The sequence below is a fragment of the Polymorphobacter sp. genome, from assembly GCF_051860865.1.
In the GTDB taxonomy this organism is placed as follows: Bacteria; Pseudomonadota; Alphaproteobacteria; order Sphingomonadales; family Sphingomonadaceae; genus Sandarakinorhabdus.
In genome coordinates, this window is record NZ_JBIMKZ010000025.1 from 1 (window position 1) to 25,348 (window position 25,348).

General features: G+C 66.1%; 24 protein-coding genes. 15 read left to right on the top strand and 9 right to left on the bottom strand.

The annotated features are described in order from the left end of the window. Positions 1-371 (bottom strand): TonB-dependent receptor plug domain-containing protein (locus tag ACTIFJ_RS06485; RefSeq protein WP_439533281.1); only part of this gene is annotated, 371 nt, incomplete at its 3' end. 214 nt (positions 372-585) lie between these two features. Between ACTIFJ_RS06485 and ACTIFJ_RS06490 the strand changes: the two genes are divergently transcribed. Next, entirely contained in the window at positions 586-1,098 is a 513-nt protein-coding gene (locus tag ACTIFJ_RS06490) for a c-type cytochrome (protein ID WP_439533282.1), read from the top strand. 4 nt (positions 1,099-1,102) lie between these two features. On the opposite strand, the gene ACTIFJ_RS06495 is transcribed toward ACTIFJ_RS06490, so the two are convergent. From ACTIFJ_RS06495 to ACTIFJ_RS06520, 6 genes are all read right to left on the bottom strand, one after another. Then, a complete protein-coding gene (locus tag ACTIFJ_RS06495; RefSeq protein WP_439533283.1) occupies positions 1,103-1,588 on the bottom strand; it encodes a TspO/MBR family protein in 486 nt (161 codons plus the stop codon). Positions 1,589-1,616: 28 nt separating this feature from the next. Then, positions 1,617-2,846, bottom strand: a complete 1,230-nt coding sequence (locus ACTIFJ_RS06500; RefSeq protein WP_439533284.1) for a geranylgeranyl diphosphate reductase — start codon at positions 2,844-2,846, stop codon at positions 1,617-1,619. Then, a complete protein-coding gene (locus tag ACTIFJ_RS06505) occupies positions 2,843-4,174 on the bottom strand; it encodes a BCD family MFS transporter (RefSeq protein WP_439533285.1) in 1,332 nt (443 codons plus the stop codon). Before ACTIFJ_RS06505 ends, ACTIFJ_RS06500 begins: the two co-directional genes overlap by 4 nt. After that, on the bottom strand, positions 4,174-5,076 hold the full coding sequence (gene chlG / locus ACTIFJ_RS06510; protein WP_439533286.1) for a chlorophyll synthase ChlG: 903 nt from the start codon (positions 5,074-5,076) through the stop codon (positions 4,174-4,176). Before chlG ends, ACTIFJ_RS06505 begins: the two co-directional genes overlap by 1 nt. An 88-nt stretch (positions 5,077-5,164) precedes the next feature. Continuing rightward, positions 5,165-6,583: a transcriptional regulator PpsR gene (gene ppsR, locus ACTIFJ_RS06515; protein ID WP_439533287.1), complete on the bottom strand. Its 1,419-nt coding sequence runs from the start codon at positions 6,581-6,583 to the stop codon at positions 5,165-5,167. 53 nt (positions 6,584-6,636) lie between these two features. After that, positions 6,637-7,542: a cobalamin B12-binding domain-containing protein gene (locus tag ACTIFJ_RS06520; protein WP_439533288.1), complete on the bottom strand. Its 906-nt coding sequence runs from the start codon at positions 7,540-7,542 to the stop codon at positions 6,637-6,639. Positions 7,543-7,840: 298 nt separating this feature from the next. Here ACTIFJ_RS06520 and bchF point away from each other — a divergent pair, with 298 nt between their 5' ends. Genes bchF through hemA form a run of 14 tightly spaced genes read left to right on the top strand, consistent with a single transcriptional unit; the run spans position 7,841 to position 23,318 of the window. Next, entirely contained in the window at positions 7,841-8,350 is a 510-nt protein-coding gene (gene bchF / locus ACTIFJ_RS06525; protein ID WP_439533289.1) for a 2-vinyl bacteriochlorophyllide hydratase, read from the top strand. Then, positions 8,347-9,618 carry a ferredoxin:protochlorophyllide reductase (ATP-dependent) subunit N gene (locus ACTIFJ_RS06530; RefSeq protein ID WP_439533290.1) on the top strand — a complete coding sequence of 424 codons (1,272 nt, stop codon included), beginning with the start codon at positions 8,347-8,349 and terminating at the stop codon, positions 9,616-9,618. The genes bchF and ACTIFJ_RS06530 overlap by 4 nt, the downstream gene beginning before the upstream one ends. A gap of 1 nt (position 9,619) precedes the next feature. Then, positions 9,620-11,176 carry a ferredoxin:protochlorophyllide reductase (ATP-dependent) subunit B gene (bchB, locus tag ACTIFJ_RS06535; RefSeq protein ID WP_439533291.1) on the top strand — a complete coding sequence of 519 codons (1,557 nt, stop codon included), beginning with the start codon at positions 9,620-9,622 and terminating at the stop codon, positions 11,174-11,176. Further along, positions 11,166-14,852 carry a magnesium chelatase subunit H gene (locus ACTIFJ_RS06540; protein WP_439533292.1) on the top strand — a complete coding sequence of 1,229 codons (3,687 nt, stop codon included), beginning with the start codon at positions 11,166-11,168 and terminating at the stop codon, positions 14,850-14,852. Before bchB ends, ACTIFJ_RS06540 begins: the two co-directional genes overlap by 11 nt. Before the next feature lie 10 nt (positions 14,853-14,862). Beyond that, on the top strand, positions 14,863-15,747 hold the full coding sequence (gene bchL, locus ACTIFJ_RS06545) for a ferredoxin:protochlorophyllide reductase (ATP-dependent) iron-sulfur ATP-binding protein (protein ID WP_439533293.1): 885 nt from the start codon (positions 14,863-14,865) through the stop codon (positions 15,745-15,747). After that, a complete protein-coding gene (bchM, locus tag ACTIFJ_RS06550; protein WP_439533294.1) occupies positions 15,744-16,493 on the top strand; it encodes a magnesium protoporphyrin IX methyltransferase in 750 nt (249 codons plus the stop codon). Before bchL ends, bchM begins: the two co-directional genes overlap by 4 nt. Next, a complete protein-coding gene (locus ACTIFJ_RS06555; protein ID WP_439533295.1) occupies positions 16,490-17,926 on the top strand; it encodes a BCD family MFS transporter in 1,437 nt (478 codons plus the stop codon). Before bchM ends, ACTIFJ_RS06555 begins: the two co-directional genes overlap by 4 nt. A 14-nt stretch (positions 17,927-17,940) precedes the next feature. Beyond that, positions 17,941-18,711 carry a photosynthetic reaction center subunit H gene (gene puhA, locus ACTIFJ_RS06560; protein WP_439533296.1) on the top strand — a complete coding sequence of 257 codons (771 nt, stop codon included), beginning with the start codon at positions 17,941-17,943 and terminating at the stop codon, positions 18,709-18,711. Further along, on the top strand, positions 18,708-19,325 hold the full coding sequence (gene puhB, locus ACTIFJ_RS06565) for a photosynthetic complex putative assembly protein PuhB (RefSeq protein WP_439533297.1): 618 nt from the start codon (positions 18,708-18,710) through the stop codon (positions 19,323-19,325). The genes puhA and puhB overlap by 4 nt, the downstream gene beginning before the upstream one ends. After that, complete coding sequence (gene puhC, locus ACTIFJ_RS06570; RefSeq protein ID WP_439533298.1) at positions 19,322-19,861, top strand: photosynthetic complex assembly protein PuhC; 540 nt, start codon at positions 19,322-19,324, stop codon at positions 19,859-19,861. Before puhB ends, puhC begins: the two co-directional genes overlap by 4 nt. Continuing rightward, complete coding sequence (locus ACTIFJ_RS06575) at positions 19,861-20,157, top strand: hypothetical protein (protein ID WP_439533299.1); 297 nt, start codon at positions 19,861-19,863, stop codon at positions 20,155-20,157. The genes puhC and ACTIFJ_RS06575 overlap by 1 nt, the downstream gene beginning before the upstream one ends. Then, entirely contained in the window at positions 20,154-21,230 is a 1,077-nt protein-coding gene (gene acsF / locus ACTIFJ_RS06580) for a magnesium-protoporphyrin IX monomethyl ester (oxidative) cyclase (protein ID WP_439533300.1), read from the top strand. Before ACTIFJ_RS06575 ends, acsF begins: the two co-directional genes overlap by 4 nt. Before the next feature lie 12 nt (positions 21,231-21,242). Continuing rightward, positions 21,243-22,079, top strand: coding sequence for a putative photosynthetic complex assembly protein PuhE (gene puhE / locus ACTIFJ_RS06585; RefSeq protein WP_439533301.1), 837 nt, complete (start codon positions 21,243-21,245; stop codon positions 22,077-22,079). 18 nt (positions 22,080-22,097) lie between these two features. Further along, positions 22,098-23,318 carry a 5-aminolevulinate synthase gene (gene hemA, locus ACTIFJ_RS06590; protein ID WP_439533302.1) on the top strand — a complete coding sequence of 407 codons (1,221 nt, stop codon included), beginning with the start codon at positions 22,098-22,100 and terminating at the stop codon, positions 23,316-23,318. A gap of 19 nt (positions 23,319-23,337) precedes the next feature. Here the strand turns inward: hemA and ACTIFJ_RS06595 are convergent, their stop codons facing one another. Both ACTIFJ_RS06595 and pdeM read right to left on the bottom strand, forming a co-directional pair. After that, entirely contained in the window at positions 23,338-24,582 is a 1,245-nt protein-coding gene (locus ACTIFJ_RS06595; RefSeq protein WP_439533303.1) for an MFS transporter, read from the bottom strand. An 86-nt stretch (positions 24,583-24,668) separates the two neighbouring features. Continuing rightward, positions 24,669-25,337: a ligase-associated DNA damage response endonuclease PdeM gene (gene pdeM, locus ACTIFJ_RS06600; protein WP_439533304.1), complete on the bottom strand. Its 669-nt coding sequence runs from the start codon at positions 25,335-25,337 to the stop codon at positions 24,669-24,671. Positions 25,338-25,348: the final 11 nt, after the last annotated feature.

The following is a 25,348-nucleotide window of genomic DNA, read 5'->3' on the forward strand; positions in this document are numbered from 1 at the left end:
CCGTCGACAAAATAGGCGGCACCCGTCTCGACGCCGAACTGGACGTTGGCGAGCACGTTGGACTGGCCGCGGATGACCGGGCGGTCCGACGAGCGGCCGAACGCCTGGGAGAAGCTGATGCCCGAGGCCTGGCGGGCGAAATCATCGATCGAGGTCAGACCGAGGTTGGCGATCGACTTGTCTGAGATCGCACTGACCGCGATCGGCGCGTCGGAGAGATTCTCCTCGACCTTGCGCGCGGTCACCACCATTTCTTCGAGGCCGCCTTCGGTTGCTACCATGGTCTGCGCCGCGACGGGCATGGCCCAGGACGATGCCATGACCGGCCAGACGGCAACCGCCGCCATCAGCTTCATCCGCTGTGAAATCATCTGGTCTTCTCCCCTGATCCCCGGGCAGACGAGCGCCCCGGCCCATGGCCAATTGGCTACGCTTCGTCCAAGTTGTCCAGACAAAGCCGCGTCCTTTTCATTGCATTTTGACGACTGTGTCCGGAATGCAACAAAGCTGCGCGGGTTCGCGCGGTTGAGGGTGGCGCCGGGTGCAGGTATAAGCGGTTCATCCCAACAAATGTGAGGACCCAAGATGATCGCTACCAACACCCTTGTGCGCCTGCTGGCCAGTGTCGCTCTGGTCACCACCGTTGCCGCCTGCGGCGGCAGCGACAAGCCAGCCGAAACCACCGACACGACGACCATCGAGACTGCACCGGCCGAGGTACCAGCCGCGGAAACCCCGGCGGCGACAGAGGCCGCAGCGCCGGCCGAAGCCACTGTCAGCTATGCGTCGCTGACCGGCGATGCGGCGAAGGGCGAGCGGGTGTTTGCCCAGTGCAAGGCCTGTCATGTCGTCGAAGCGGGGGTCAACCGCGTCGGCCCGTCGCTGGCCGCAGTTGTCGGGCGCACGGCCGGCAGCATCGAGGGCTTCAAATATTCGCCGGCCAACAAGAACAGCGGCCTGGTCTGGACCGAAGAGCAGCTGTTCACCTATCTGGAAGCGCCGCAGAAGACGATTCCGGGCACCTACATGGCCTTTGCCGGGCTGAAGAACCCGCAGGACCGTGCCGATGTCATCGCTTTTTTGAAGACGAAAGCCTGAGCCTTTAGCCGAACGGCGCGTTCAGCTCGACAACCTTAATGTTGAGCGCGCCGGCGAAGGTGACCCAGACCAGATAGGGCAGGAACAGCAAGGCGGCGGTGCGCGAGAAGCGCCAACAATAGACGATCAGGATCAGGATCGAGGTCCACAGGAACCAGACCTCGACCGCCGCCCAGTCCGGCCGCTGCGCCCGGAAGAACAGGAAGCTCCACAACAGGTTAAGAAAGCCGTTCAAGGCAAACAGGCCGATCACCGTATCGCCGCTGACCCTGTCCGGCGCCGCCCGCCAGGCGGTAGCGCCGGAAATGGCGCAGAGCGCGAAGATCAGCGTCCAGGCAGGGCCGAACGCGATGTCCGGCGGCGCCCAGCTCGGCTGCTCGAGGCTGCGATACCAGGGGCCGAGCAGGGTGATGGTGGCGCCGACCGCCGCCGTCAGCGTCGCTGCAAGCGCGGCGATCATCCCCGGCAGCATCCAGCGTCCGAGGTTCATTGCCGGAATCCCCTGCGGGTGAATGTCGTCACGCGGCCTTTGGCTTGCCGAGGTTGCGGACCGCCGACAGGCCGGCTCCGAACAGCTGGGCGGTGTCCTTGAGGAAGATCTTGAGGTGCGCTATCGGCTTCTTGCGCGCCAGTTCCTTGTTCATATAGGCTTCCCAAGTCAGCTGCTGGATGTCTTTGTCCATGCACAGCTTGACGAAGCGCTCGCGCATGTTATCCGAGCGATACCAGAACCACTGCATCATCCCCAGCACCCAGAACACCTGGCCATGGGCCTTCATGAACCGGGCGCGGGCAATTTTCAACGCCGCCGGATCGCCGGTTTTCAGGAAGGTGCCGGCGGCCTCGGCGGCGGCACGCCCGCCGAACATGGCGTAATAGATGCCCTCCCCCGATGCCGGGGCGACGGTACCGGCGGCATCACCGGCGACGACGACATCCTTGCCATTGTCCCAGCGCTTGCGCGGCTTGAGCGGGATCGGCGCGCCTTCGACGCGGACGGTCTTGCAGTTGGTCATGCCCAGCTCCTCGCGGAGGTTGGCAACGGCCTTGCGCAGCTCGAAACCCTTGACCGCCGAGCCGACGCCGACGCTGGTCTTGTCCCCGTGCGGGAACACCCAGGCGTAGAAATCGGGCGAGTGCTTGCCCTGGTAAAAGACATCGCAGCGGTTGCCCTCGAAGCCGAGATAACCTTCGGGCGGGCTCTCGATGACCTCGTGATAGGCCGCGACGAACGGCACCTTCTCGCTGGCTGGCAGCGCCGCGCGAGCGACACCGGAGTTGCCGCCATCACAGCCAACGACGACCTTCGCCCGCACCCGTACCGGCTCGGAGCCGCGCGCCGCACCCTTGGGACGATAGCAGACAATCGCCGTGCCATCGGAATCGCGCTCCAGCGCCTCGAAGGTGCCATCGATGCGGGTGGCACCGTTCTGCGTAGCGCGCACGCGCAGCCATTCGTCGAAGACGTCGCGGTCGACCATGCCGACGAACCCGCCCTCGCCCACCGGCATGTCGACCTTGCGGTTCTTGGGGCTGATCATCCGCGCCGAATTGGCCGTTGTGCAGAGCAGCTCCAGCGGCACGTCGAAATCCTTGAGCATCCGCGGCGGGACGGCGCCGCCGCAGGGCTTGATGCGACCGGCGCGATCCAGCAGCATCACCTTGTGACCGGCCAGCGCCAGCTCATTGGCCGCCGTGGCGCCCGAGGGCCCGCCGCCGACCACAATCGCATCATATGCCTGTGTCATGCCATCAGCTCCCGTGTCGAGGCGGCTTCCGTGCCGCTGTTCAGGCGCACGGCAATGACCGCCGCCAGGATGAAGATCATCGCTTCAAACGCAAACACCAATTCGAAGGCCGAGGCGTCATCGCCCAGCAGCGCCCGGCCGGCATCGACGGCACTGGCGCCGAAGAAACCGCCTAGCCCGAAGGCCACCGCCTGCGAGGCGCCCCACAGGCCCATGCGAATGCCCTCCAGCCCGGGGCCGCCGCGCCCGGCGAGGTCCATCATTGAGCCGATCGCGGCGACAGCGAAGACGCCATTGGCGAAGCCGAGGACGAAAACCGTCGGCGCAAGCGGCCAGCCGCCGCCGACATTGGCGGCCATCGCCAGCCCCGCCAGCGCCGCCGCCGAGCCTAGGCAACCGCCGACGATCCAGCGCTTGAGCTTGAGCCCGGCGAAGCGCGCGCTGCCGCGCCCGGCGAAGCCATGGCCGCCGACGCCGACCAGAATCATGCCGAGCAGCACGCCGCCATGCTGGATGCCCGAAAGCTGGGTCGACTGCCCCGGCGTCATGCCGAACACCAGCCCGGCGAAGGGCTCGAGGATCAGGTCCTGCATCGCATAGGCCAGCATCGAGACGAAAACGAAGATGGTGAACAGCCGGGTCAGCTGGTCGGCCCAGAGGCCGCGCACGGCGTCGCCGAAGTCCGGCTTGACGATGATCTCTTCGCTGGCCGTGGCGGAGGGCCGGCCCTCGATCCCGGTGACGGCCACCAGCGCCAGCGCGAAAGCGCCGAACGCGACGCCCGCAGCGACTTCGAGCAGGCGTTCGGGCGAATAGGGCTCGAGCATCTTGCCGGCCGTGGTGGCGGTGACGACGATGCCTAGGATCATCATGATCCACGTCAGCGCCGCGGCGGCCGGGCGCCGGGCTTCGGTGGTTCGGGTAGCGAGGAGCGCCAGCAGCGAGGTTCCCGCCGCGCCGACACCGCCGCCGATCATCGCATAGGCCAGCACTGCCAGCAGCAGCGCCGGCATCAGGCCGGCGCCCATCATCAGCGTCGCCTGGGTGGCGAGCAAGCCGCCGCTGGCCAACACGGCCATGCCGGCGATGATCCACGGCGTCCGGCGGCGGCCTAGATCGGAGCCATGGCCCCATTTCGGCCGGCTGAGCTGGACAGCATAATGAAAGGCGACGAGCCCGGCCGGCAGCGCGGCAGCCTGGGCATATTCGACGACCATGATCCGGTTGAGAAGCGAGGTGGCGAGCATCACCACGGCGCCGATGGCGCTCTGGACCAGCCCCAACCGGGCGATGCCGAACCAGCCCAGCGTGGCGGCCCGGCCGGCCATCAGATCAGCCCCCGCAGGCCGATGGCGGCGGTGAGCATTCCCAGCACATAGAGGCTGACGCCTGTGGCGTTATAAAAGGGGGCTTCCCGCGCCGGATTGGCAATCAGCTTCTGCATGAAGACATATTGGCTGGCGACCGAGAAGGCGACCAAAGCCGCCGAAAAGATTAGCCCCCAATTTGCAAGCAGGCCGACGACGACGAGTTGCGGCAGCGCCATCGTCCAGCAGGCAAGGTGCGCGGCGCGCCGCTCCCCGAGGATCACCGGCAGCGAACGGACGCCCGAGACGCGGTCACCCTCGACCGCCTTAAAGTCGTTGAGCACCATGATGCCATGCGCGCCGGCGGCATAGAGGCAGAGCACGGCGATGATGCGGGCATCGGGCATGCCACCGACCATCACGGCAGCGCCGGTGAACCAGGTCAGCCCTTCATAGGCGGCGGCGCAAACGCCCGGCCCCCACCAGCCATTGGCCTTGGCGCGGATCGGCGGCGCCGAATAGATCCAGGCGAGGAAAACGCCGAGCACGGTTGCGGCGCCGACAACCGGATTGATGGCGAAGCCGACGATCAGCGAAATGACTGTCCCGATGATGGCAATTGCCAGCCCCCAGCGGCCGGGAATGCGCCCCGAGGGGATGGGCCGTTGCGGTTCGTTGATGGCGTCGACATGGCGATCGAACCAGTCGTTGATGGCCTGGCTGTTGCCGCAGACCAGCGGGCCAGCCAGCATCATGCCGGCGACAAGAAATCCCCAGCGTTCGGCCAGCGGCACGCCCGAAGAAACAACGCCGCACATGAACGCCCACATCGGTGGAAACCAGGTTACCGGCTTCAACAGCTCCAGTACGTCGCGAGAGCGGGGAAGGCGGCGCGCGGGGGCGGCGAGAGTAGCGGCGTCCATGGTGGTGTAAGCTAAACTTGACAGTGAGAGGCGTCAACGCGGCTGGACGGAAAAATAGGAAACGCCGACCGGTTTTTACCGGCGGTGTTCAGTCGCTGCCGGGAACCAGATTGCCCAGCCCGTGGCGATGCAGCTTGGAATAGAGGCTCTGCCGCGATAGTCCGAGAATTTCGGCCGCCGAGGCCCGGTTGTCGGAGGTGTAGGTCAGCGCCGCCTCGATGCAAAGGCGCTCGATCAGATCGGTCGATTCGCGGACGATTTCCTTGAGCGAAACGCGTCCGACCAGTTCGGTCAGCTGCTCGACTGAGCGAGGCAGCGGCCGGCTGTCGTCGGCGGCGGCGAGGACCCGGTTGGCGCGGCGGATGCTGAAACCGTAGCGGGTTTCGTCGCCCTCCTCCGAGGTGACCGCCGACAGCTCGACATCCTCCTCGCCGCGTCCGGCCGCCTCGCCGTCTGCGCGCGCAACGGTGGCGAAGTTGCGTACCGAGCCATGGTCCTTGAGCTGGGCGGCAAGGACGCCGAGATCGATCCCCGGCCGGCCGATGAAGCGGGCGAGCGGCGCGCCGCGCACATCCTCCTGCCGGGCCGCCTGAACGAGATCGAGAAACAGGCCGTTGGCTGCCAGGATATCGAGTCGCTGGTCGGTGAGGACGAAGGCATCGGGCATCCGATCGAGCACTTCTGCCAGCGGCCGGTCGTCCCGACCGCGGCCGCTCTCGGGCTTGAGGCGGAGCAGCAGGTAGCTGCCGCGATCCTGTCGGAACAGCGTGGCCGTGACGAGGCTGGACACGCCGCCGATCATCCGCAACCGAGTCGGCTGGCGCTGTTCAGCCGCCGCAGCGGCGCCGAGCAGCGCGATCGCTGCATCGCGGTCCTCGGGCATCACCAGCGCGCCAAAGGGCTGGCCTTCGAGCGTGTCGAGGGGCAGGCCGGCCATCTTGCGCGCCGCCGGATTGGCTTCGGTGATCCTTCGGGTCAGCGTGTCGACGATGATCACCGCTTCCTGCGTGCCTTCGAACAGTAGCCGGTAACGGGCCTCAAGCTGCCTGAGGCGCAGCGAATCGCGTTCCATCGCCTGCTGGGCGCGCAGCAGGCGCTGCTGGAGGGCGGCGGCTGCCCGCATGTCCCGGCCGATGACGACCAGCCGGCCATCGTCGCCGGCCGGCACAGCGAGGTAGCGAATCGGCAGATCGCCCGACACCGACGGATGGTTTACCTGGCGCCAGCGCCCTGGGGTTTGGCCTTCGAGCATCTCGTTGATCTTGACGCGATTCTCGGGAAGGACTGTGTCGGTCCAGGCGCGGCCCAACCAATCCTGCACACCGTGATCGGCGATATCGGGATTGCCGAGCGCGAAATCACGAACGATGCCGCGCGAATCGATCAGCAGCGTGACGTCACTGGCCAGCGCCAGCGCCTGTACAGCCGCATCGACGGATAGAGGACCAAGCGCCGACAAGGGCAACAGTCCGCTGTGCGGATCTTGAGTATGAGCGCGCACATCCATGGTGCCGGTCGGTCCTTGTTTAATGGTCCATCCGCCGGCCACCGCAGACGGGCTTAGTTGCTGGGTGGCGCGCCGCCCGAAAGCGGCATACGCAAGACTTGGGTTGTCATTAGATCATTGGCGACCTGAACGGCGCGTTGACCATCGGAGGCGGTACCGTCGGCACCGATCTCGAAAGCGAGACCCGGGCGCTCGGTAAATACCCGGCCGCCGACCATGATCAGGACCTGAGGATTGCGCGAGGCCCGGCGAACCGCTGCGATACTGCGGGCGAGCGCCGCCACATGCCGCTCGACGCTTACGGTCAGGCCGATCAGATCAAAACTCCGGCCCGCGGCCAGCGCGACCAGTTCACCTTCATCGAGCGCCGGCGCACTCCAGGTCTGCCAGCCGGCACGCCGGAAGAATTCCTCTACGATCATCGCGCCCAGCCCATGCTGCTCGCCAGGCGCCGGGGAAAAAAGGGCGCGACGCTCGGCACTGGGCGGTGCGGTCGTCCCCGGCACCAGTGCCGAAAGCGCGCGCACGATTTCCTGCAGGCGCCACAGGCCCATGGTGACATCGACGAAATCACAAGCATCTTCGTCCCACCAGGTGCCGAGCTGGCGGGCGGCCGGCGCCAGCAGGTCGAGATAGAGCGTCTCGATATCGACGCCGCCCTGCATCAGCGCCTCCACCTGCGCCATCAGCGGGCCGACCTCCTCGGTCAGCGTGGCGGCCGCGAAACGATCGCTGAAACCGGCCGGGATGGTCGCATTGCCGGTGATGGCCGGGCTGAGCGGCGCCGCCCCTTCCCGATGGGCGACCAGCAACTGGGGAATGATGTCGTTCTCGATGACTCGAGCCAGCGCGTCCGGGCTTGTGGCCTCGCGTGAGCGGAAGGCTGCACGTCGGGCACGGTCAAGGCTGCGACTTGCCGCTATCTTCGCCTCGGTGACGATTTCCAGCATCGATGCCATCCCGTCCCACCCCATCTTCGATTATCTGTCCACCGACTGGGCAAATGGCACGGTAAGGATGAAGCGCGACATACTGCCAGGCGGTGCAGACACGCTATCGAAGCTGCGGCCCTGTATCAAGCCGACTGAGTGTGCCCAATCACGAGAGTTGTCAATTCCTTTTGACGTAAAGGAAGGTTGACACTTGCCCGGCCAGTGCTAGTTTTTGGGCCAAGCAATCCGGGTGGAGCGACAATTGGGGACGCAGGGACAGGAACGCGCGAATGCCGCCGTGTCCACATCGAAGGCGGAAGCCTCGATGACGTCGCCGCCGCGTCGTCCGCTTTACACGCCGGAAGAACGTGCCCGCCGTGATTCCTCGCGATGGACGCTGGTCCAGGGCCTGCTAGCACCAGTACAATTCATCATCTTCGGGATCAGTCTGTACCTCGTCCTCGACTATCTACGGACAGGTCAGAACCAGGATTGGGCGTTGTGGTCCGTAGTCGTGAAAACCATCGCGCTCTATACGATCATGATCACCGGGGCGATCTGGGAGAAGGTGGTCTTCGGCAAATATCTGTTTGCCGAAAGCTTCTTCTGGGAAGATGTTTTCTCGATGCTCGTCATCGCGCTGCATACGGCCTATCTCGTCGGGCTATTCTGGAATCTGCTTGATACTAACCAGCTGATGTGGCTCGCGCTTGCCGCCTATTTCACCTATGTCATCAATGCTGGCCAGTTCATCTGGAAGCTGCGGATGGCGCGGCTGGAGGGGGCCGGCAGGCCTGAGCGCACCGGCGCCGGCAACGAGGCCGTGACGGCATGACGGTGACCATGGCCCCCCGTGCCGAATCGGTCGCACCGCGGCCCATTTTGCGGGAGCGTGGCCAGCGGGAAGTGTTCTGCGGGCTGACCGGCATCGTCTGGCTGCATCGCAAGATTCAGGATGCCTTTTTCCTCGTCGTTGGCAGCCGTACCTGTGCCCATCTGCTGCAGTCCGCGGCAGGTGTGATGGTATTTGCCGAGCCGCGCTTCGCCACGGCGATCATCGAGGAGCGCGACCTCGCCGGGCTTGCCGATGCCAATGAGGAGCTCGACAAGGTGGTCGGCCGGCTGCTGGAGCGCCGGCCGGAGATTCGCCAGCTGTTCCTGGTCGGCTCCTGCCCCTCCGAAGTGATCAAGATCGACCTCAAGCGCGCCGCCGAGCGCATGAACGCGCTGCATGCGCCACGCGTGCGCGTCCTCAACTATTCAGGCAGCGGCATCGAGACAACCTTCACCCAGGGCGAGGATGCCTGTCTGGCGGCGCTGGTGCCGGAGATGCTAGTCGATGACAGCGACCAGCTTCTGATCGTCGGTGCACTGCCCGATGTGGTGGAGGACCAGTTCCTGCGGCTGTTTGCGGAACTCGGCATCGACAAGGTACGGGTGCTGCCATCGCGCCGCTCGACCGAGCTGCCCGGCATCGGCAAGGGCACGCGCTTCCTGCTCGCCCAGCCGTTCCTCGGCGATACCGGGGGCGCGCTGGAAGGGCGGGGCGCACAGCATCTGCCGGCGCTGTTTCCGTTCGGGGCAGAGGGCACAACCGCCTGGCTGCAGGCAGCGGCGACAGCATTCGGCGTCGATCCGATGCGATTCCGCACCGTGATCGCGCCGGCGCGCGAGCGGGCCAAGCGGGCGATTGCCCGGCAGGCCGAGAAGCTGTCCGGCAAGTCGATCTTCTTCATGCCCGACTCGCAGCTGGAAATTCCGCTGGCCCGCTTCCTCCATGACGAACTGGGGATGACGCTGGTCGAGGTCGGCACGCCTTATCTGCACAAGGGCCATATGGCGCATGAGCTGGCGGCGCTGCCGGCCGATGTGCAGATTTCCGAAGGCCAGGATGTCGATCTGCAGCTGGACCGAGTGCGGGCACTGCGCCCGGACCTTACCGTCTGCGGGCTCGGACTGGCCAATCCGCTCGAAGCCGAAGGGCTGACAACGAAATGGGCGATCGAGTTGGTATTCACCCCCGTCCATGGTTTCGACCAGGCGGGCGACCTCGCTGAACTGTTCGCCCGGCCGCTCGGCCGCCGCGACCGGCTGGTGGTCTGAGATGCAACTGACCGTCTGGACCTATGAGGGCCCGCCGCATGTCGGGGCGATGCGCGTCGCCACCGCCATGAAAGGGCTGCACTATGTGCTGCACGCGCCGCAGGGCGACACCTATGCCGATCTGCTGTTCACGATGATCGAGCGGCGGGACCATCGCCCGCCGGTCACCTACACCACCTTCCAGGCGCGCGACCTCGGCGGGGACACCGCCGAACTGTTCCAGAAGGCGGCGCGCGATGCGTATGCGCGATACCAGCCTGAGGCGATGATCGTTGGCGCCTCGTGCACCGCCGAGCTGATCCAGGACGATCCGGCCGGGCTTGCCGAGACCATGGGGCTGCCCTGCCCGGTGATCGCGCTCGAACTGCCGAGCTACAGCCGCAAGGAAAACTGGGGCGCCGCCGAAACCTTCTACCAGATCGTCCGCCAGCTCGCAGACAAGCAGGCCAAGGCGCCGCCGCGCGACGGCCGGCGGCCGCGCGCCAATTTGCTGGGGCCGACGGCGCTGGGCTTTCGCCACCGCGACGACATCATCGAGGTGACGCGGCTGCTCGACGGACTGGGCATCGATGTTCATGTCGTGGCGCCGTTCGGGGCGCGGCCGGCCGATATCGCCCGGCTGGGCGAGGCGGATTTCAACGTGGTGCTCTATCCGGAAACGGCACTGGAGGCGGCACGCTGGCTGGAGAAGAGCTTTGGCCAGAAGTTCACCCGCGTCGTGCCGATCGGCGTCGGCGCGACGCGGACGTTCATCGCCGAGGTCTGTGCGCTGGCCGGGGTGACGGCGCCGGTCGACCCCGATGCCGGACGCTTCCCCTGGTGGTCGCGGTCGATCGACTCGACCTATCTGACCGGCAAGCGTGTCTTCATCTTTGGCGACGCCACCCATGCGGTGGCGGCGGCGCGGATCGCGCGTGACGAGTTCGGCTTCGAGGTCGTCGGGCTGGGCTGCTACAATCGCGAGTTCGCCCGCGAGATCAGGGACATGGCCAAGGAGCTGGGGCTCGAGCCGCTGATCACCGATGACTATCTGCTGGTCGAGGAGGCAATTGCCGCGGCAACCCCCGAACTGGTGCTCGGCACGCAGATGGAACGCCACATCGCCAAGCGTCTCCGGCTGCCCTGCGCAGTAATCTCGGCGCCCGTCCATGTTCAGGACTTCCCGGCCCGCTACAGCCCACAGATGGGGTTCGAGGGCGCGCAGGTGATTTTCGACACCTGGGTGCATCCGCTGGTGATGGGGCTGGAGGAGCATCTGCTGACGATGTTCCGCGAGGATTTCGAGTTTTCGGACGCGGCCGGCCCGTCGCATCTCGGCCATGGCGCAGCGCCAGCGGCCTCGCTGATCGAGGCGCCCGTCGAAACGCCCGTTGCCGCTACCTTGGCCACCGAGGCGCCGGAAGGCTGGCTTCCGGACGCCGAGCGCGAGCTCAACAAGATCCCGTTTTTCGTGCGCGGCAAGGCAAAGCGGAACACCGAGCGCTATGCCACCGAGCACGGCGTTCGCACGATTACGGTCGAAACCTTGTACGAAGCCAAGGCTCATTATGCGCGCTGACACGCCTCCCTCCGCGGGCACGCCGGCTCATGGCGTGCGGGTTGTCATGATCACGCTCGACAATCATCTGTCGGGTGCCGTGGAGCGCGCCCGCGCCCGGTTCGAGCGCGAGCAGCCGGGCGTGTCGATCGCCTTCCACGCCGCCGCCGACTGGGAGCATCCGGGCAAGCTCGACGAGGCACTGGGCGACATCGCTCGCGCCGACATCATCCTGACCGCGATGATCTTCCTGGAGGACCATATCCGCGCCATCAAGCCGGCGCTCGAGGCACGGCGCGAGCAGTGCGACGCGATGGTCTGCCTGATTTCGGCCGGCGAAATCGTCAAGCTGACCCGCATGGGCGACTACCGGATGGATGCGCCGCCCAAGGGGCCGCTCGGCTGGCTCAAGAAACTGCGCGGCTCGTCCAAGCCGCAGACCGCCAATTCCGGCGCCGCCCAGATGGCGGTGCTGCGCCGGCTGCCCAAGCTGCTGAAGTTCGTGCCCGGCACGGCGCAGGACGTGCGGGCCTATTTCCTCACCCTGCAATATTTCCTGGCGGGCTCTGACGACAATGTCTTCCAGCTGATCCGGGCGCTGGTCGATCGCTATGCCGATGGCCCGCGCAAGGCGCTCCGCGGCCAATTCAAGGTCGAGCCGCCGCAGGATTATCCGGAAGTCGGCGTCTATCATCCGGACCTGCCGGCGCGGATGAGCCATCACCTCGCCGATCTGCCGCGCCGCGCCGACGCGGTCGGCACCATTGGCATCGTCGTGCTGCGCTCCTATGTGCTGGGCAAGGACAGCAACCATTACGACGGCGTGATCCGCGCCATGGAAGGGCGCGGGCTGAACGTTGTCACCGCTTTCGCCAACGGCCTCGATGCCCGGCCGGCGATCGAAGCGATGATGATGAAGGACGGGGTCAGCACCGTCGATGCGCTGGTCAACCTGACCGGCTTCAGCCTCGTCGGCGGGCCGGCCTATAATGACGCGAAGGCCGCCGAGGAGATGCTGGCCCGGCTCGACCGTCCCTATGTCTCGGCCTTCCCGGTCGAGTTCCAGACGCTCCAGCAATGGGGCGCCAACCGCCAGGGGCTGCTGGCGATCGAATCGACGATCATGGTCGCCATTCCCGAGCTCGATGGCGGCACCGCGCCGACGATGTTCGGCGGCCGCTCCGACGGCGATGGCGGCACCTGCACCGGCTGCAGCCGCAATTGTCACTGGGAGCCGACCGGCCAGGTCCGCGCCATGCAGAGCTGCTCCGAACGCGCCGAGGCGCTGGCCGATCGGATGGTCAAGATTGCCCGGCTGCGCCGCGCTGCCGAGGCCGAGCGGCGGATCGGCATCGTACTGTTCAACTTCCCGCCCGGCGGCGGCGCCGCCGGCACCGCGCAGTTCCTCGCCGTGTTCGAGTCGCTGCACGCCACGCTGACGCGGCTGAAGGCCGAAGGTTATGATGTCGAGGTGCCCGAATGCGCCGATGCGGTGCGCGAGCGCATCCTCGGCGGCAATGCCGAACGCCATGGTACCGAGGCCAATGTCCACGCCAAGATCAGCGCCGATCACATCGTCGCCAGCGAGCCGCACCTGAAGGAAATCGAGGCCGAATGGGGCCCGGCACCGGGCAAGTTCCAGTCGGACGGCACCAACGTCTTCATCCTGGGTGCGCAGTTCGGCAATGTCTTCATCGGAATCCAGCCTGCGCTCGGCTATGAGGGCGATCCGATGCGACTGCTGTTCGACGGCCGCTTCGCACCGACCCATGCCTTCATGGCCTTTTACCGCTGGTTGCGGAACGATTTCGGCGCCCATGCCGTGCTGCATTTCGGCACCCATGGCAGCCTCGAGTTCATGCCGGGCAAGCAGTCCGGGATGAGCGCCACCTGCTGGCCCGAGCGGCTGATCGGCGACCTGCCGAACGTCTATCTCTATGCCGCCAACAACCCGTCCGAAGGCGTGTTGGCCAAGCGGCGCTCTTATGCCACGCTGGTCTCCTACTTGACCCCGGCGCTGACCAATGCCGGCGTCTACAAGGGCCTGGCCGACCTTAAGGCCAGCGTCGACCGCTGGCGCGCCACCGAGCCCGGCAGCGCCGATCTGGTATCGCTGGCCGAGGTCATTGCAGAGCAGGCAACGGCCCTCGACCTCGACGGCACCGACATCCCGGCACTTGCGGCACGGATCTACGAGATCGAGCGCGAGTTGATCCCGCAGGGGCTGCATGTCGCCGGGGCCGCCGCGACCGCCGAGGAACGCGTCGACATGCTGATGGCGGTGGCCATGGCACGCGGCGAGCCGATCAGCCATGACGACGCCGAGGCGATCATCGGGGGCCGGCTGGCGCTGACCACACCGCTGCTGCGCGAGCTCGCCTGCCTCGATTCGGCGCTGGCGACCAACCATGAGCTTGACGGGCTGATGACCGCGCTCGATGCCCGCTATGTCCGCCCGGTGGCCGGCGGGGACATCCTGCGCGATGCCGAGATCCTGCCGACCGGGCGAAACATCCACGGCTTCGATCCGTTCCGGCTGCCCTCGGCCTTCGCGGTCAAGGACGGCGCCGCCCAGGCGCAGCGGCTGCTCGACCGCAGCCTCGCCGACAGCGGCCATCTGCCCGAGACGGTGGCGATGGTGCTCTGGGGCACCGACAATCTGAAGAGCGAGGGCGCCCAGCTGGCGCAGGCAATGGCGCTGCTAGGCGCCCGGCCGCGATTCGACAGCTATAGCCGGCTGGTCGGCGCTGAATTGGTATCGCTCGAGGAGCTTGGCCGGCCACGGATCGATGTCGTCATCACCCTGTCCGGCGTGTTCCGCGATCTATTGCCGCTACAGACGCGGATGCTGGCCGAAGCGGCGCTGCTCGCAGCGAAGGCCGACGAGCCAGCCGAGTGGAACTTCGTCCGCAAGCATAGCCTGAAGCATGCCGCCGACCATGGCGTCGACCTGGAGACGGCTGCGCTGCGCGTGTTCAGCAATGCCGAAGGGGCGTACGGCGCGAACGTCAATTTGCTGATCGATTCGAGCGACTGGAGCGACCCGAACGAGCTGGCCGACTGTTTTGAGCGCCAGAAGGGCTATGCTTATGGCGTCAAGGGCGAGCCGAAGCGCCAGTCCGCGATGCTGGCCGCCACGCTGAAGACCGTCGACTGCGCCTATCAGAACCTTGAATCGGTCGAGCTCGGCATCACCAGCATCGACCAGTATGTCGACACGCTGGGCGGCATCAGCCGGGCGGTGACGCGGGCCCGCGGCGAGGCGGCGCCGGTCTATATCGGCGACCAGACACAGGGCTCGGGCAAGGTCCGTTCGCTCGGCGAGCAGGTGGCGCTGGAGACTCGGACGCGCATCCTCAATCCGGTCTGGATCGAGGGCCAGCTGCGCCATGGCTATGAAGGTGTGCGCCAGGTCGAGGCGGCGGTGACGACAACGATGGGCTGGTCGGCCACCACAGGTGAGGTCGACCCCTGGGTCTATCAGCGGATCACCGAGACTTATGTGCTCGATTCCGAAATGCGCGACCGCATTGCCCGGATGAATCCCCGCGCGGCGGCCAAGATGGCCAACCGGCTGATCGAGGCGTCGACACGCAAATATTGGGCCCCGAGCCCCGAGACACTCGCTGCGCTCTATGCAGCAACCGATGCCATCGAGGACGCCCTCGAAGGTGTGGGCCAGACCCAGGCGGCATGAGGAAACGACTATGGCCGTGATCGAAAAGACCCGTCCCGATGGCGAAGGCAGCCTTCAGGTCAAGCTCGACCCGCGTGACCGGATTGGCAATGCCAAGGTATTCGCCGTCTATGGCAAGGGCGGCATCGGCAAATCGACGACGTCGTCCAACTTGTCGGCGGCATTCTCGCTGCTCGGCAAGCGGGTGCTGCAGATCGGCTGCGACCCCAAGCATGACAGCACCTTCACGCTGACCAAGAAGCTGATGCCGACGGTCATCGATGTGCTGGAGACCGTGGACTTCCACCATGAGGAGCTGCGGCCTGAAGATTACATGTTCGAGGGCTTCAACGGCGTGATGTGCGTTGAGGCCGGTGGCCCCCCGGCCGGCACCGGTTGCGGCGGCTATGTTGTGGGCCAGACGGTCAAGCTGCTCAAGCAGCATCACCTGCTCGAAGAAACCGACGTGGTGATCTTCGACGTGCTCGGCGATGTCGTCTGCGGCGGCTTTGCAGCGCCGCTCCAGCATGCCGAGCGTGCCGTGGTGGTGGCGGCCAACGACTTCGACAGTATCTTTGCTGCAAACCGGATCATGGCAGCGATCAACGCCAAGGCGAAGAATTACGAGGTGCGGGTGGCCGGCGTCATCGCCAACCGCTCGGCGGCGACCGACGAAATCGACCGCTTTGCCGCCGCCACGGGGCTCGACCGGCTGGCGCATTTCCCCGATCTCGACGCCATACGCCGCTCGCGGCTGAAGAAGTGCACGATCTTCGAGATGGAAGACACAGCCGAGGTCAATGCAGTGCGCGACGAATACAAGCGGCTGGCGGCCCAGCTCTGGGTCGGCGGTCCGCCTTGCGACGCGCGGCCGATGAAGGACCGCGAGATCTTCGAGTTCCTGGGCTTCGAATGAGCCGGGCGCTGGCCTCGACGCGGCCCGTGGCAATTGCCACGGTGGACGACCAGCCGGCGCTGCAGCCGGGCTGGGAGAACAAGCGCGCGCGGCTGGAAACCTATTTCGACCGCACGGCCTTTGCGGCGTGGGCGGCAATGACTTCCGATGCGCCGGTCAGCAAGATCCGCGCGACCGTGCGCGCCGGCCGTGAGGAAATGCGTTCATTGCTGCTGTCCTGGCTACCGCAGGACATGACCGGGCGGCGTATCCTCGATGCCGGCTGCGGCACCGGCATGCTGGCGATCGAGGCGGCGCGGCGGGGTGCCGAGGTGGTGGGTGTCGATGTCTCGCCGCAGCTGGTGGCGATCGGCACTGAACGACTGCCCGACGATGTCCGCGGCCGCATCCGGCTGATCGCCGGCGACATGCTCGATCCAGCCCTGGGCGAGTTCGACCATATCGTCTCGATGGATGTGCTTATTCATTATGAAGCCGACCAGATCGCCGATGCGACGGCGCGGCTGGCCACCCGCGCCCGGCATTCGATGGTTTTCACCTTCGCGCCGGGGACGCCGCTGCTGCGCACGGCCCGGGCCGTCGGCCAGTTCTTCCCGAAATCGGACCGGTCGCCGAGCATCGTGCCGGTCGGCCATGGCCATCTGAAGGCCAATCTCAGCCGTGTGCCCGGCGTCAGCCTCGGACGTGACGCGCGGGTAGCACGCGGCTTCTATACCAGCCATGCCCAGGAGGTGCTCCGCCGATGAGCGCCGATACCCCGCCGATCAAGGGTGGCGCGCGCTTCTGGGCGCGGATGGGCACCGAGTTCCTGCCCTTTGCCGATGCGGCGACAGTCGAACTGCCGCTCTCGCGCATCCTGCGACTGTCCTTGTTCCAGGTTTCGGTCGGCATCGCCATGGTGCTGCTCAACGCCACGCTCAACCGGATCATGATCGTCGAACTCGATATCGCCGCGACCTGGGTGTCGGTGCTGGTGGCGCTGCCGTTGCTGTTTGCGCCGGTGCGAGCGCTGGTCGGCCACAAGTCGGACAATCATGCGTCGTTCCTGGGCTGGAAGCGCGTGCCCTATATCTGGGCGGGCACTATGCTGCAGTTCGCAGGGCTGGCGATCATGCCCTTCGCCTTGCTGGTGATGACTGGTGACGGCGTCTACGGGCCGAAATCGGGCAACATCTTCGGCGCGCTGGCCTTTCTGATGGTCGGCGCCGGCGTGGCAGTCACCCAGACCGCCGGACTGGCGCTGGCCAATGATCTGGCGCCGGCGAAGGTGCGCCCGCGCGTCGTGTCGCTGCTCTATGTGATGCTGCTGGTCGGCATGTTCATCGGCTCGGTGGTGATCGGCCAGGCGCTGCGCGACTTTTCCGAGACCCGGCTGGTCGAGGTGGTGCAGGGCACGGCTGTAGTCACCGTCATCCTCAATGTGATCGCCATGTGGAAACAGGAGGCACGCATTCCCGGTGGCTACCGCCCGCCGGCCGACGCGCCCGATTTCAGCGCCCGCTGGTCCGACCTGATGGCCACGGGTCCGACGCGCCGGCTACTGATCGCCGTCGGCCTTGGCGCCGCCGGCTTCGGCATGCAGGATATCCTGCTCGAGCCCTATGGCGGCCAGGTGCTAGGGATGACCGTGGGCGAGACCACCGGGCTGACGGCGCTGTCTTCGGCCGGCACATTGCTGGGGCTGATGATCGCGGCGCGGCGGCTGGCCAATGGTGGCGATCCGGCACGGCTGGCAGGGGCTGGCGTCTTTGCCGGCCTGTTTGCCTTTGCCGCCGTGATCTTCTCGGCGCCGATCGGATCGACGACACTGTTCGGCATCGGTGCGATGGGCATCGGCTTCGGTAACGGGCTGTTCGCGGTCTGCACGTTGACCTCCGCGATGGCGCTGGCTGAAAACGGCCGTTCCGGGATCGCGTTGGGCGCCTGGGGCGCGGTCCAGGCCTCCGCGGCGGGGCTTGGCATCCTGCTCTCTGGCGCTATCCGGGACGGCATCGGCAACCTTGCAATGGCTGGAAAACTCGGCGCAGGGCTGACCAGCCAGGCCACTGGTTATACTATGGTCTGGCACCTCGAAATTGCGCTATTGTTCGGCACCCTGATTGCGCTTGGCCCGCTGGCGCGGCGGACCATGAATGCTCCATCCCGCGCCCGTTTTGGCCTCACCGAATTCCCAACCTGAGGGGGAGAATGCAAATGTCCAACGTTCATCTGGTAGGCGGCCTCGATATTGCCGAACTGACCCTTTACTTGTTCTTCGGCTTCTTCCTCTGCTTGGTCTGGTATCTCAACCGCGAGAGCCGGCGGGAAGGCTTTCCGCTGGAAGACGATCTGACCGGCCAGGCCCGTCGCGAACTCGGCCGGATGAACGACGATGTGATGAAGCCCAAGACGTTCCAGCTCCCGCACGGCCAGGGCACCCGTTCGCTCCCCGACGGCTACCGCGATCCGATGCCGACCAATGTTGCACCCCGCGCCTGGTCCGGTGAGCCGCTCGACGTGATCGGCGACAAGCTGTCGTCCGGCATCGGGCCGGCCGCCTATGCGCCCCGCGCCGACCGTCCCGATATCGACATGTTCGGCCGGCCGCGCATCGTTCCGCTGCGAGTCGATGGTCATATGACGATCGAGGGCCGCGACACCGATCCGCGCGGCCTGCCGGTCGTGGCGCTCGACGGCAAGGTCGCCGGCACCGTCCGTGACATCTGGGTCGACCGCGCCGAGCATCTGATCCGCTATCTCGACGTGGCGCTGACCGATGGCGGCACCGCCACGCTGCCGATGCCGATGGCACGGGTGAAGGCGCGTGAAGTCCATGTCGATGCGATCACCGCCGCGCAGTTCTCCGGCTCGCCGCAGCTGCGATCGCCGGACCAGATCACGCTGCTCGAGGAAGAGAAGGTTCAGGCCTATTTCGGCGCCGGCTATCTTTGGGCGACGGCTGAGCGGTCGGAGCCGTTTCTGTGACAGTTGAATACGAAATCGAGCCGATCCGCGGCCTGCCGGGCAACCTGCCAAAGGGCGAGCATATCGTCTGGCAGGGCACGCCCGACTGGCAGACATTTGCCCGCAGCGTGTTTCACACGCGGCTGGTGGCGCTATGGTTCCTTTTCGTGGCGAGTCTTGCCTTTGTTGCCGGCGGCACAGGCGTGCTGGGCGCGGCGATCACGCTGATCGTTGCAGCACTCGGCCTGGGGCTGCTGGGACTGCTGGCCTGGGCCGGATCGCGGTCGACGGTCTATACGCTGACCAACAAGCGCATCGTCATGCGCTTCGGCGCCGCCGTGCCGAAATGCGTGAACCTGCCGCTGGCCAAGATCGGGGCGGCCGATATCCGCCCGGTCGGCAACGGCCATGTCGACATCGTGCTGCGGCCGACCGAGCGCTTCCCGCTCGGCTGGCTGCAGGCCTGGCCGCATGTACGGCCCTGGAAGGTCGCGTCGCCGCAGCCGATGCTGCGGGCCCTGCCTGACTCGTTCGTGCCGACCTTGTCAGAAGCGCTGGCCAGCGCCGATCCGGCGCGCACCACTGTCGAATCGCCGGCCTCGGCGGTCTCCCCCGGCATGGTCGCGGCGGCATGAGCGGGTTTCACAACGAGAAATTTCCGGTTGGCGCGCTCTATGGCGCTGGCGGGCTGATCGGCATTGCGCTGATTGCCGTATTCAGCGTCCGCGCCGGTCTGGTGGAAGGGCGGCCGACCACCCCCGAGATCCGCGCGCAGAATCATGTAGCCGTGACGAAGGAGCGCCTGTTCCGCTTCGCCGACCGCAAGGATGGCGCGCTGGTGATCCGCGATGCCGGCACCGATGCCGAGGTCGTTGTGCTGGAGCCTGGCACCAACAGTGGTTTCATCCGTGGTGTCATGCGCGGCCTGATGCGCGAGCGGATGCTGAAGGAAACCGAACGCAGCGCGCCGGTGAGGGTGACCGAATGGGCCGATGGCGCGCTGACGCTGACCGATGTGTCGACCGGTCGGATCATCGAGCTGGGCAGCTTCGGGCCGGACAACCGCCGCGCCTTTGCCGCCATCCTCGATGGCCGGCTGCCGCCCGTGCCCAACAACCTGCCCGACCTGCGCGCCACCGTGGCGCCGGCGGAAGCGAAGGACCCGGCCTGATGGCCTTGTTCGCCGGCCCCAGTTTCGAGACGGGATGCACCATCGCGGTGTCGCACACCGCCGATGCCCTGCATGCCCATGTCGAGCTGGACGGCGATATCGTGCTGGGGCCGGGCGACCATGTGCAGGTGCACGGCGCGCCGGTGACGCTGCCGTTCGGCGGCGCGCTGACCTTGCGTCGGACGGCAACGGTTCGTCGCGCCGGCCTGATCGAACGGCTGTGGGTCAAGCTCCGCGCCAGCCTCGAACTTACGGAATTGTACGAAATCACCTTCACGTCGGAGAAAGCCCGGTGAACGCTCACGCTCCCATCGCCCCGGACACGCTGACCAAGGCTGACACCGTCGCCATGGCGACCCAGGAGACGGTGCTGTCGCCGCGTTTCTACACCACCGATTTCGACGCAATGGACCGGATCGACGTGTCGCCGGTGCGCGCCGAATGGGACGCGCTGATCGCCGAAATGACCGCCGACCCGAACAAGCGCCACTTCAAGCGCACGCCCGAATTCGACGGCGTCATCGAAAGCCTCGAGCCTGAGCTGCGCCGTGAGTTCACCGACTTCCTGGTCTCGTCGATGACATCCGAATTCTCGGGCTGCATCCTCTATGCCGAGATCGCCAAGCGCGTGAAGAACCCGGACGCCAAGGCCCTGTTCCGGCTGATGGCCCGCGACGAAAGCCGCCATGCCGGCTTCATCAACGACAGCCTCAAGGATGCCGGCATCGGTATCGATCTCGGCTTCCTGACAAAGGCCAAAAAATACACTTATTTCAAACCGAAGTTCATCTATTACGCCACGTACCTGTCCGAAAAGATCGGTTATGCGCGCTATATTACCATCTACCGCCACCTCGCGCGCAACCCGGAGCGGCGCTTCCACCCAATCTTCAAATGGTTCGAGGAATGGTGCAACGACGAGTTCCGTCATGGCGAAGCGTTCGCGCTGCTGATGCGCTCCGATCCCAAGCTGCTGACCGGCCTTAACAAATTGTGGATCCGTTTTTTCCTGGTTGCCGTCTACGCCACCATGTACGTCCGCGATCACAACCGCCCGGTCCTGCACAAGGCGCTGGGGATCGACATCACAGACTACGACTTCACCGTGTTCCGCATCACCACCGAGATCACCCGTCAGGTCTTCCCGGTAGCGATCGACGCCGATGCGCCGCGCTTCCGGGCGCTTCTAGAGGAGATGCGGACGATCTCCGCGACCATCGACGTCACCCGCGAACATCCCGGCCTGTGGTCGAAGCTGAAGCGGACCGGCCTGTCGCTCAAGGCCGCGGCGACGTTCGTCCAGCTCTATCTGCAGCCGGTCGCGCGGCAGGATCTGCCCGCCACCATCCGTCTGCAACCCGCCTGGTAGCCGCCGTCGCCGATGTCTGCACTCGTCCTTCCGCTGCTGTTTGCGACCGTGCTGTGGTTCCTGTCCACGGGGCTGGTGCTGTGGCTTGACCGGTTGCCGAGCCACACCTGGCCGATCAGCATCATCGGCGCCACCGTGCTCAGCGGCTTCGCCATGGGCGGCATCATCTTCACCGCTGGCGAGACCGGTGCCGTAGCCGCCTATGTGGCCTTTGTCTGTGCGCTGATCCTCTGGGGCTGGCACGAGATGAGCTTCCTGATGGGCTTCGTCACCGGCCCCAATCGGGCGCCCTGCCCGCAGGACGCCCGCGGCTGGCGGCGCTTCCGCTTGGCGGCGGCGACGCTGATCCATCATGAGGTGGCTATCTTCGCCACGGCACTGGTGCTGATGGCCGCCACCTGGGGCCAGCCGAACCAGACGGCAACGCTGACCTTCATCTTGCTGTTCGTCATGCGGCTGTCGGCGAAGTTCAACGTCTTCGCCGGCGTGCCGCACCTGTCACTCGAAATGATGCCGGACCATATGCGCTATCTGGCCAGCTATTTCCGCGTCGCCCCGGTGCGCTGGTTCTTCGTCGCCAGCCTGGCCGGTATCGCCGCAATCGCGGCCTGGCTGGGCACGCTGGCGCTGGCGGCGCCCGATGGACTGCAGACCGGCTATGCGCTGGCCTTTGCACTCGTCGTGCTGGCGTTCCTCGAGCATGGATTTCTGGTCGTGCCCTGGCAGGACACGGCGATGTTCCGCTGGGCGATGCGCCGGCGCGAGCAGAAAACTGCGCAACGTCAATTACAAGCCGCGACAATAGAGCAATCATCAACACTTGCAGCCTTCGAGGCGGCACGGCAATAAGTGGGGCAGGAGAAGACCATGGATTATGAGGCGCACTTTCAGGCCGCCCTTGATGGCCTGAAAGAGAAGGGAAATTACCGGGTGTTCGCTGAGCTTCAGCGGCACAATGGCGCCTATCCAAAGGCTACCCGCTATCTTGAAGACGGTACCCAGGACGTGACCGTCTGGTGCTCCAACGATTATCTCGGCATGGGCCAGCATCCAGAAGTGGTGCGCGCGATGCACGAGGAGCTCGATCGGTCCGGCGCCGGTGCTGGCGGCACGCGCAATATCTCGGGTACCATGCATGTCCACCGCGAACTCGAGCGCGAATTGGCTGATCTGCACGGCAAGGAAGACGCGCTGCTGTTCACCTCGGGCTATGTCTCCAACTGGGCGGCGCTGTCGACGCTGGCCTCTCGGCTGCCCAATTGCGTCGTGCTGTCGGACGCGCTTAATCATGCCTCGATGATCGAGGGCATCCGCCACAGCCGCGCCGAATGCCTGCGCTTCAAGCACAATGACCCCGAGGATCTCGACCGGCTGCTGTCCGGGATCGAGCCCGGCCGGCCCAAGCTGGTGGCGTTCGAGAGCGTCTATTCGATGGACGGCGACATCGCCCCGATCAAGGAGATCATCGAGGTCGCCGAGAAGCACGGCGCGATGACCTATATCGACGAAGTCCATGCGGTCGGCATGTACGGCCCGCGCGGCGGCGGCGTTGCCGAGCGCGAAGGGCTGATGGACCGGCTGACGGTCATTGAGGGCACGCTGGCCAAGGCTTACGGCGTGGTCGGCGGCTATATCGCAGCCTCCAAGGCGCTATGCGATTTCGTCCGCAGCTTTGCCTCGGGCTTCATCTTCACCACCGCCCTGCCCCCGGCGATCGCCGCCGGCGCGCTGGCCTCGGTCAAGCACCTCAAGGCCAGCCCTTTCGAGCGCAAGCGTCAACAGGAGCGCGTCGCCAAGGTGCGCTCGGCACTGCGCGGCATGGGCATTCCGCAGCTGGAAAACCCCAGCCACATCATTCCGGTGATGGTCGGTGATGCCAAAAAGGCCAAGATGATCTCGGACTGGCTGATGGAGCACCACGGCATCTATGTGCAGCCGATCAACTACCCGACCGTGCCGGTGGGCACCGAGCGGCTGCGCATCACGCCGTCGCCCGTGCATTCGGACGATGACATCGACCGACTGGTGAAAGCGCTGTCGGACATCTGGGGCCAGTGCGCGCTGCACCGAGTCGAGGCCGCCGCCTGAATCCTGTTTCGTCGCGCGCTTAGTCGCGCGCGAACAGCAGCAGTGCCAACAGCGACGCGCCGCAGGCGCCGGCCACCCACAAGCCGACGGCGACTAGCCCATAGCTGCCGACCAGTGCCTGTGCGACCACCGGCGTCAGCCCGCCGCCGATGATGCCGCCAGCATTGAAGGCAAGGCTGGCGCCCGTATACCGCACCCGCGCCGGGAACAGACCCGGCAGCCAGGCGCCGAGTGGGCCATAGACAAAGCCCATGGCGAGCAACGCCAGGCAGAGAAACAGCGCCAACCCGCCCAGCCCCAGCCCGAGCAGCGGCGCCATCGCCAGCCCCGCCGCCATCCCGGCCACGCAGCCGCCGATCAGCACCGCGCGAGGGCTGAAGCGGTCCGAGAGCCAGCCCGACAGGCCGATGCCCAGCGCCAGGAACAGAATGGCGCCCAATTGCACCATCAGCACCGTTTCGCGAGCATAGCCCATTGCCGTCGTCGCATGGCCGAGCGCGAAGGCGGTGGAAATGTAGAAAAGCGCGAAACAGGCGACGACGCCGAACACGCCCATCACCGTCCGCCCGAAATGATGGCGCAGTAGTTCGACTAGCGGTACCTTGGCAGGCGGCGCCTCGGCCATCGCCTCGGCAAAGGCTGGGGTCTCCACCAGCCGCAGCCGCACCCACAGGCCGATCGCCACCAGCAGGATCGAGGCCAGGAACGGCAGTCGCCAGCCCCAAGCCTGGAACTCGATGTCGCTCAACCACAGTCCCAGCCCGAGGAACAGGCCATTGGCGGCAAGAAAGCCCAGCGGCGCCCCAAACTGCGGGAACATGCCGAAACGGCCGCGCCACCCTGGCGGTGCATTCTCCACCGCCAGCAGCGCCGCCCCGCCCCATTCTCCGCCCAATCCGAACCCCTGGCCGAAGCGCAGCACGCACAGCAGCAGCGGCGCCGCCCAGCCGATGGCGGCATGGGTGGGCAGGAAGGCAATGAAGAAGGTGCTCAGCCCCATGATCAGCAGCGACGCGACCAGCGTGCTCTTGCGGCCGATACGGTCGCCGAAATGGCCGAATGCCAGTGCGCCTATAGGCCGGGCGATGAAGGCGACGGCAAAGCTCGCGTAGGCGGCCAGCAACTGCGCCGATTCGCTCTCGGCCGGAAAGAACAGCGGGCCGAAGACCAGCGCGGCGGCAGTGGCGTAAATGTAGAAATCGTAGAATTCGACCGCAGTGCCAGCAAGGCTGGCGGAGAGGACGCGTGCGTGTCTTTTCAACAAGGAAGGGGCCTCCGGCGGCTGGGGCCTTGGCCCCAGACCCCTTTAGTTGGGTCTGTGCGTTCGTAAATGGGGCGGGTCGGTATTTCTCAAGCGGCGCAGGCGGTGACGGGGAAGCGCAGCAGCCGTTCGCCCTCGCAGACCAGCGCCACCAGCGGACCGGGGATGGCGGCAGCGAAGGCCGGGCTGTTGATGTCGAGGCCGCCGGCGAGGCTGCCATAGGCAGGCAGGACCAGCTTGGTCGCGCCCAGCGCAAAGCAGCGGCGGCGGATCGCCCGACCCTTCATGCGCACCGTCAGTTTGGGGTGGAAATGGCCGGACAGCTCGGGCCGCGCGTCGCCGGGCTCGGCCTCGTGGCGCAGCACCAGCGGGCCGAGCATGATCTCATTGTGCATGGTGCCGGGCAGATCGTCGCCGCGCCGGGCATCATGGTTACCGGTAATCCACTGGATGTCGGCGCGCCGGGCGATCTGCGCCAGCCGCAGCTGGGCCGAGGCCGGCAACCGCGCCGGCCCGGCCGAATCATGGAAGCTGTCGCCGAGCGCGATGACGGTCCGGGCGCCGGTACGGTCCAGCGCCGCCTGCAAGCGGATCAGCGTCGCATCCGAATCCCAGGGTGGCAGCGGCCATCCGCGCGCGGCGAAATAGCTGGCTTTCTCCAGATGCAGATCAGCCACCAGCAAGGTGCCGCGCGCTGGCCAGAACAGCGCGCCACAAGGCAGAGGCTGCAGGGTTTCGCCTGAGAACAAAAGGGGCATATCGCTGTTTC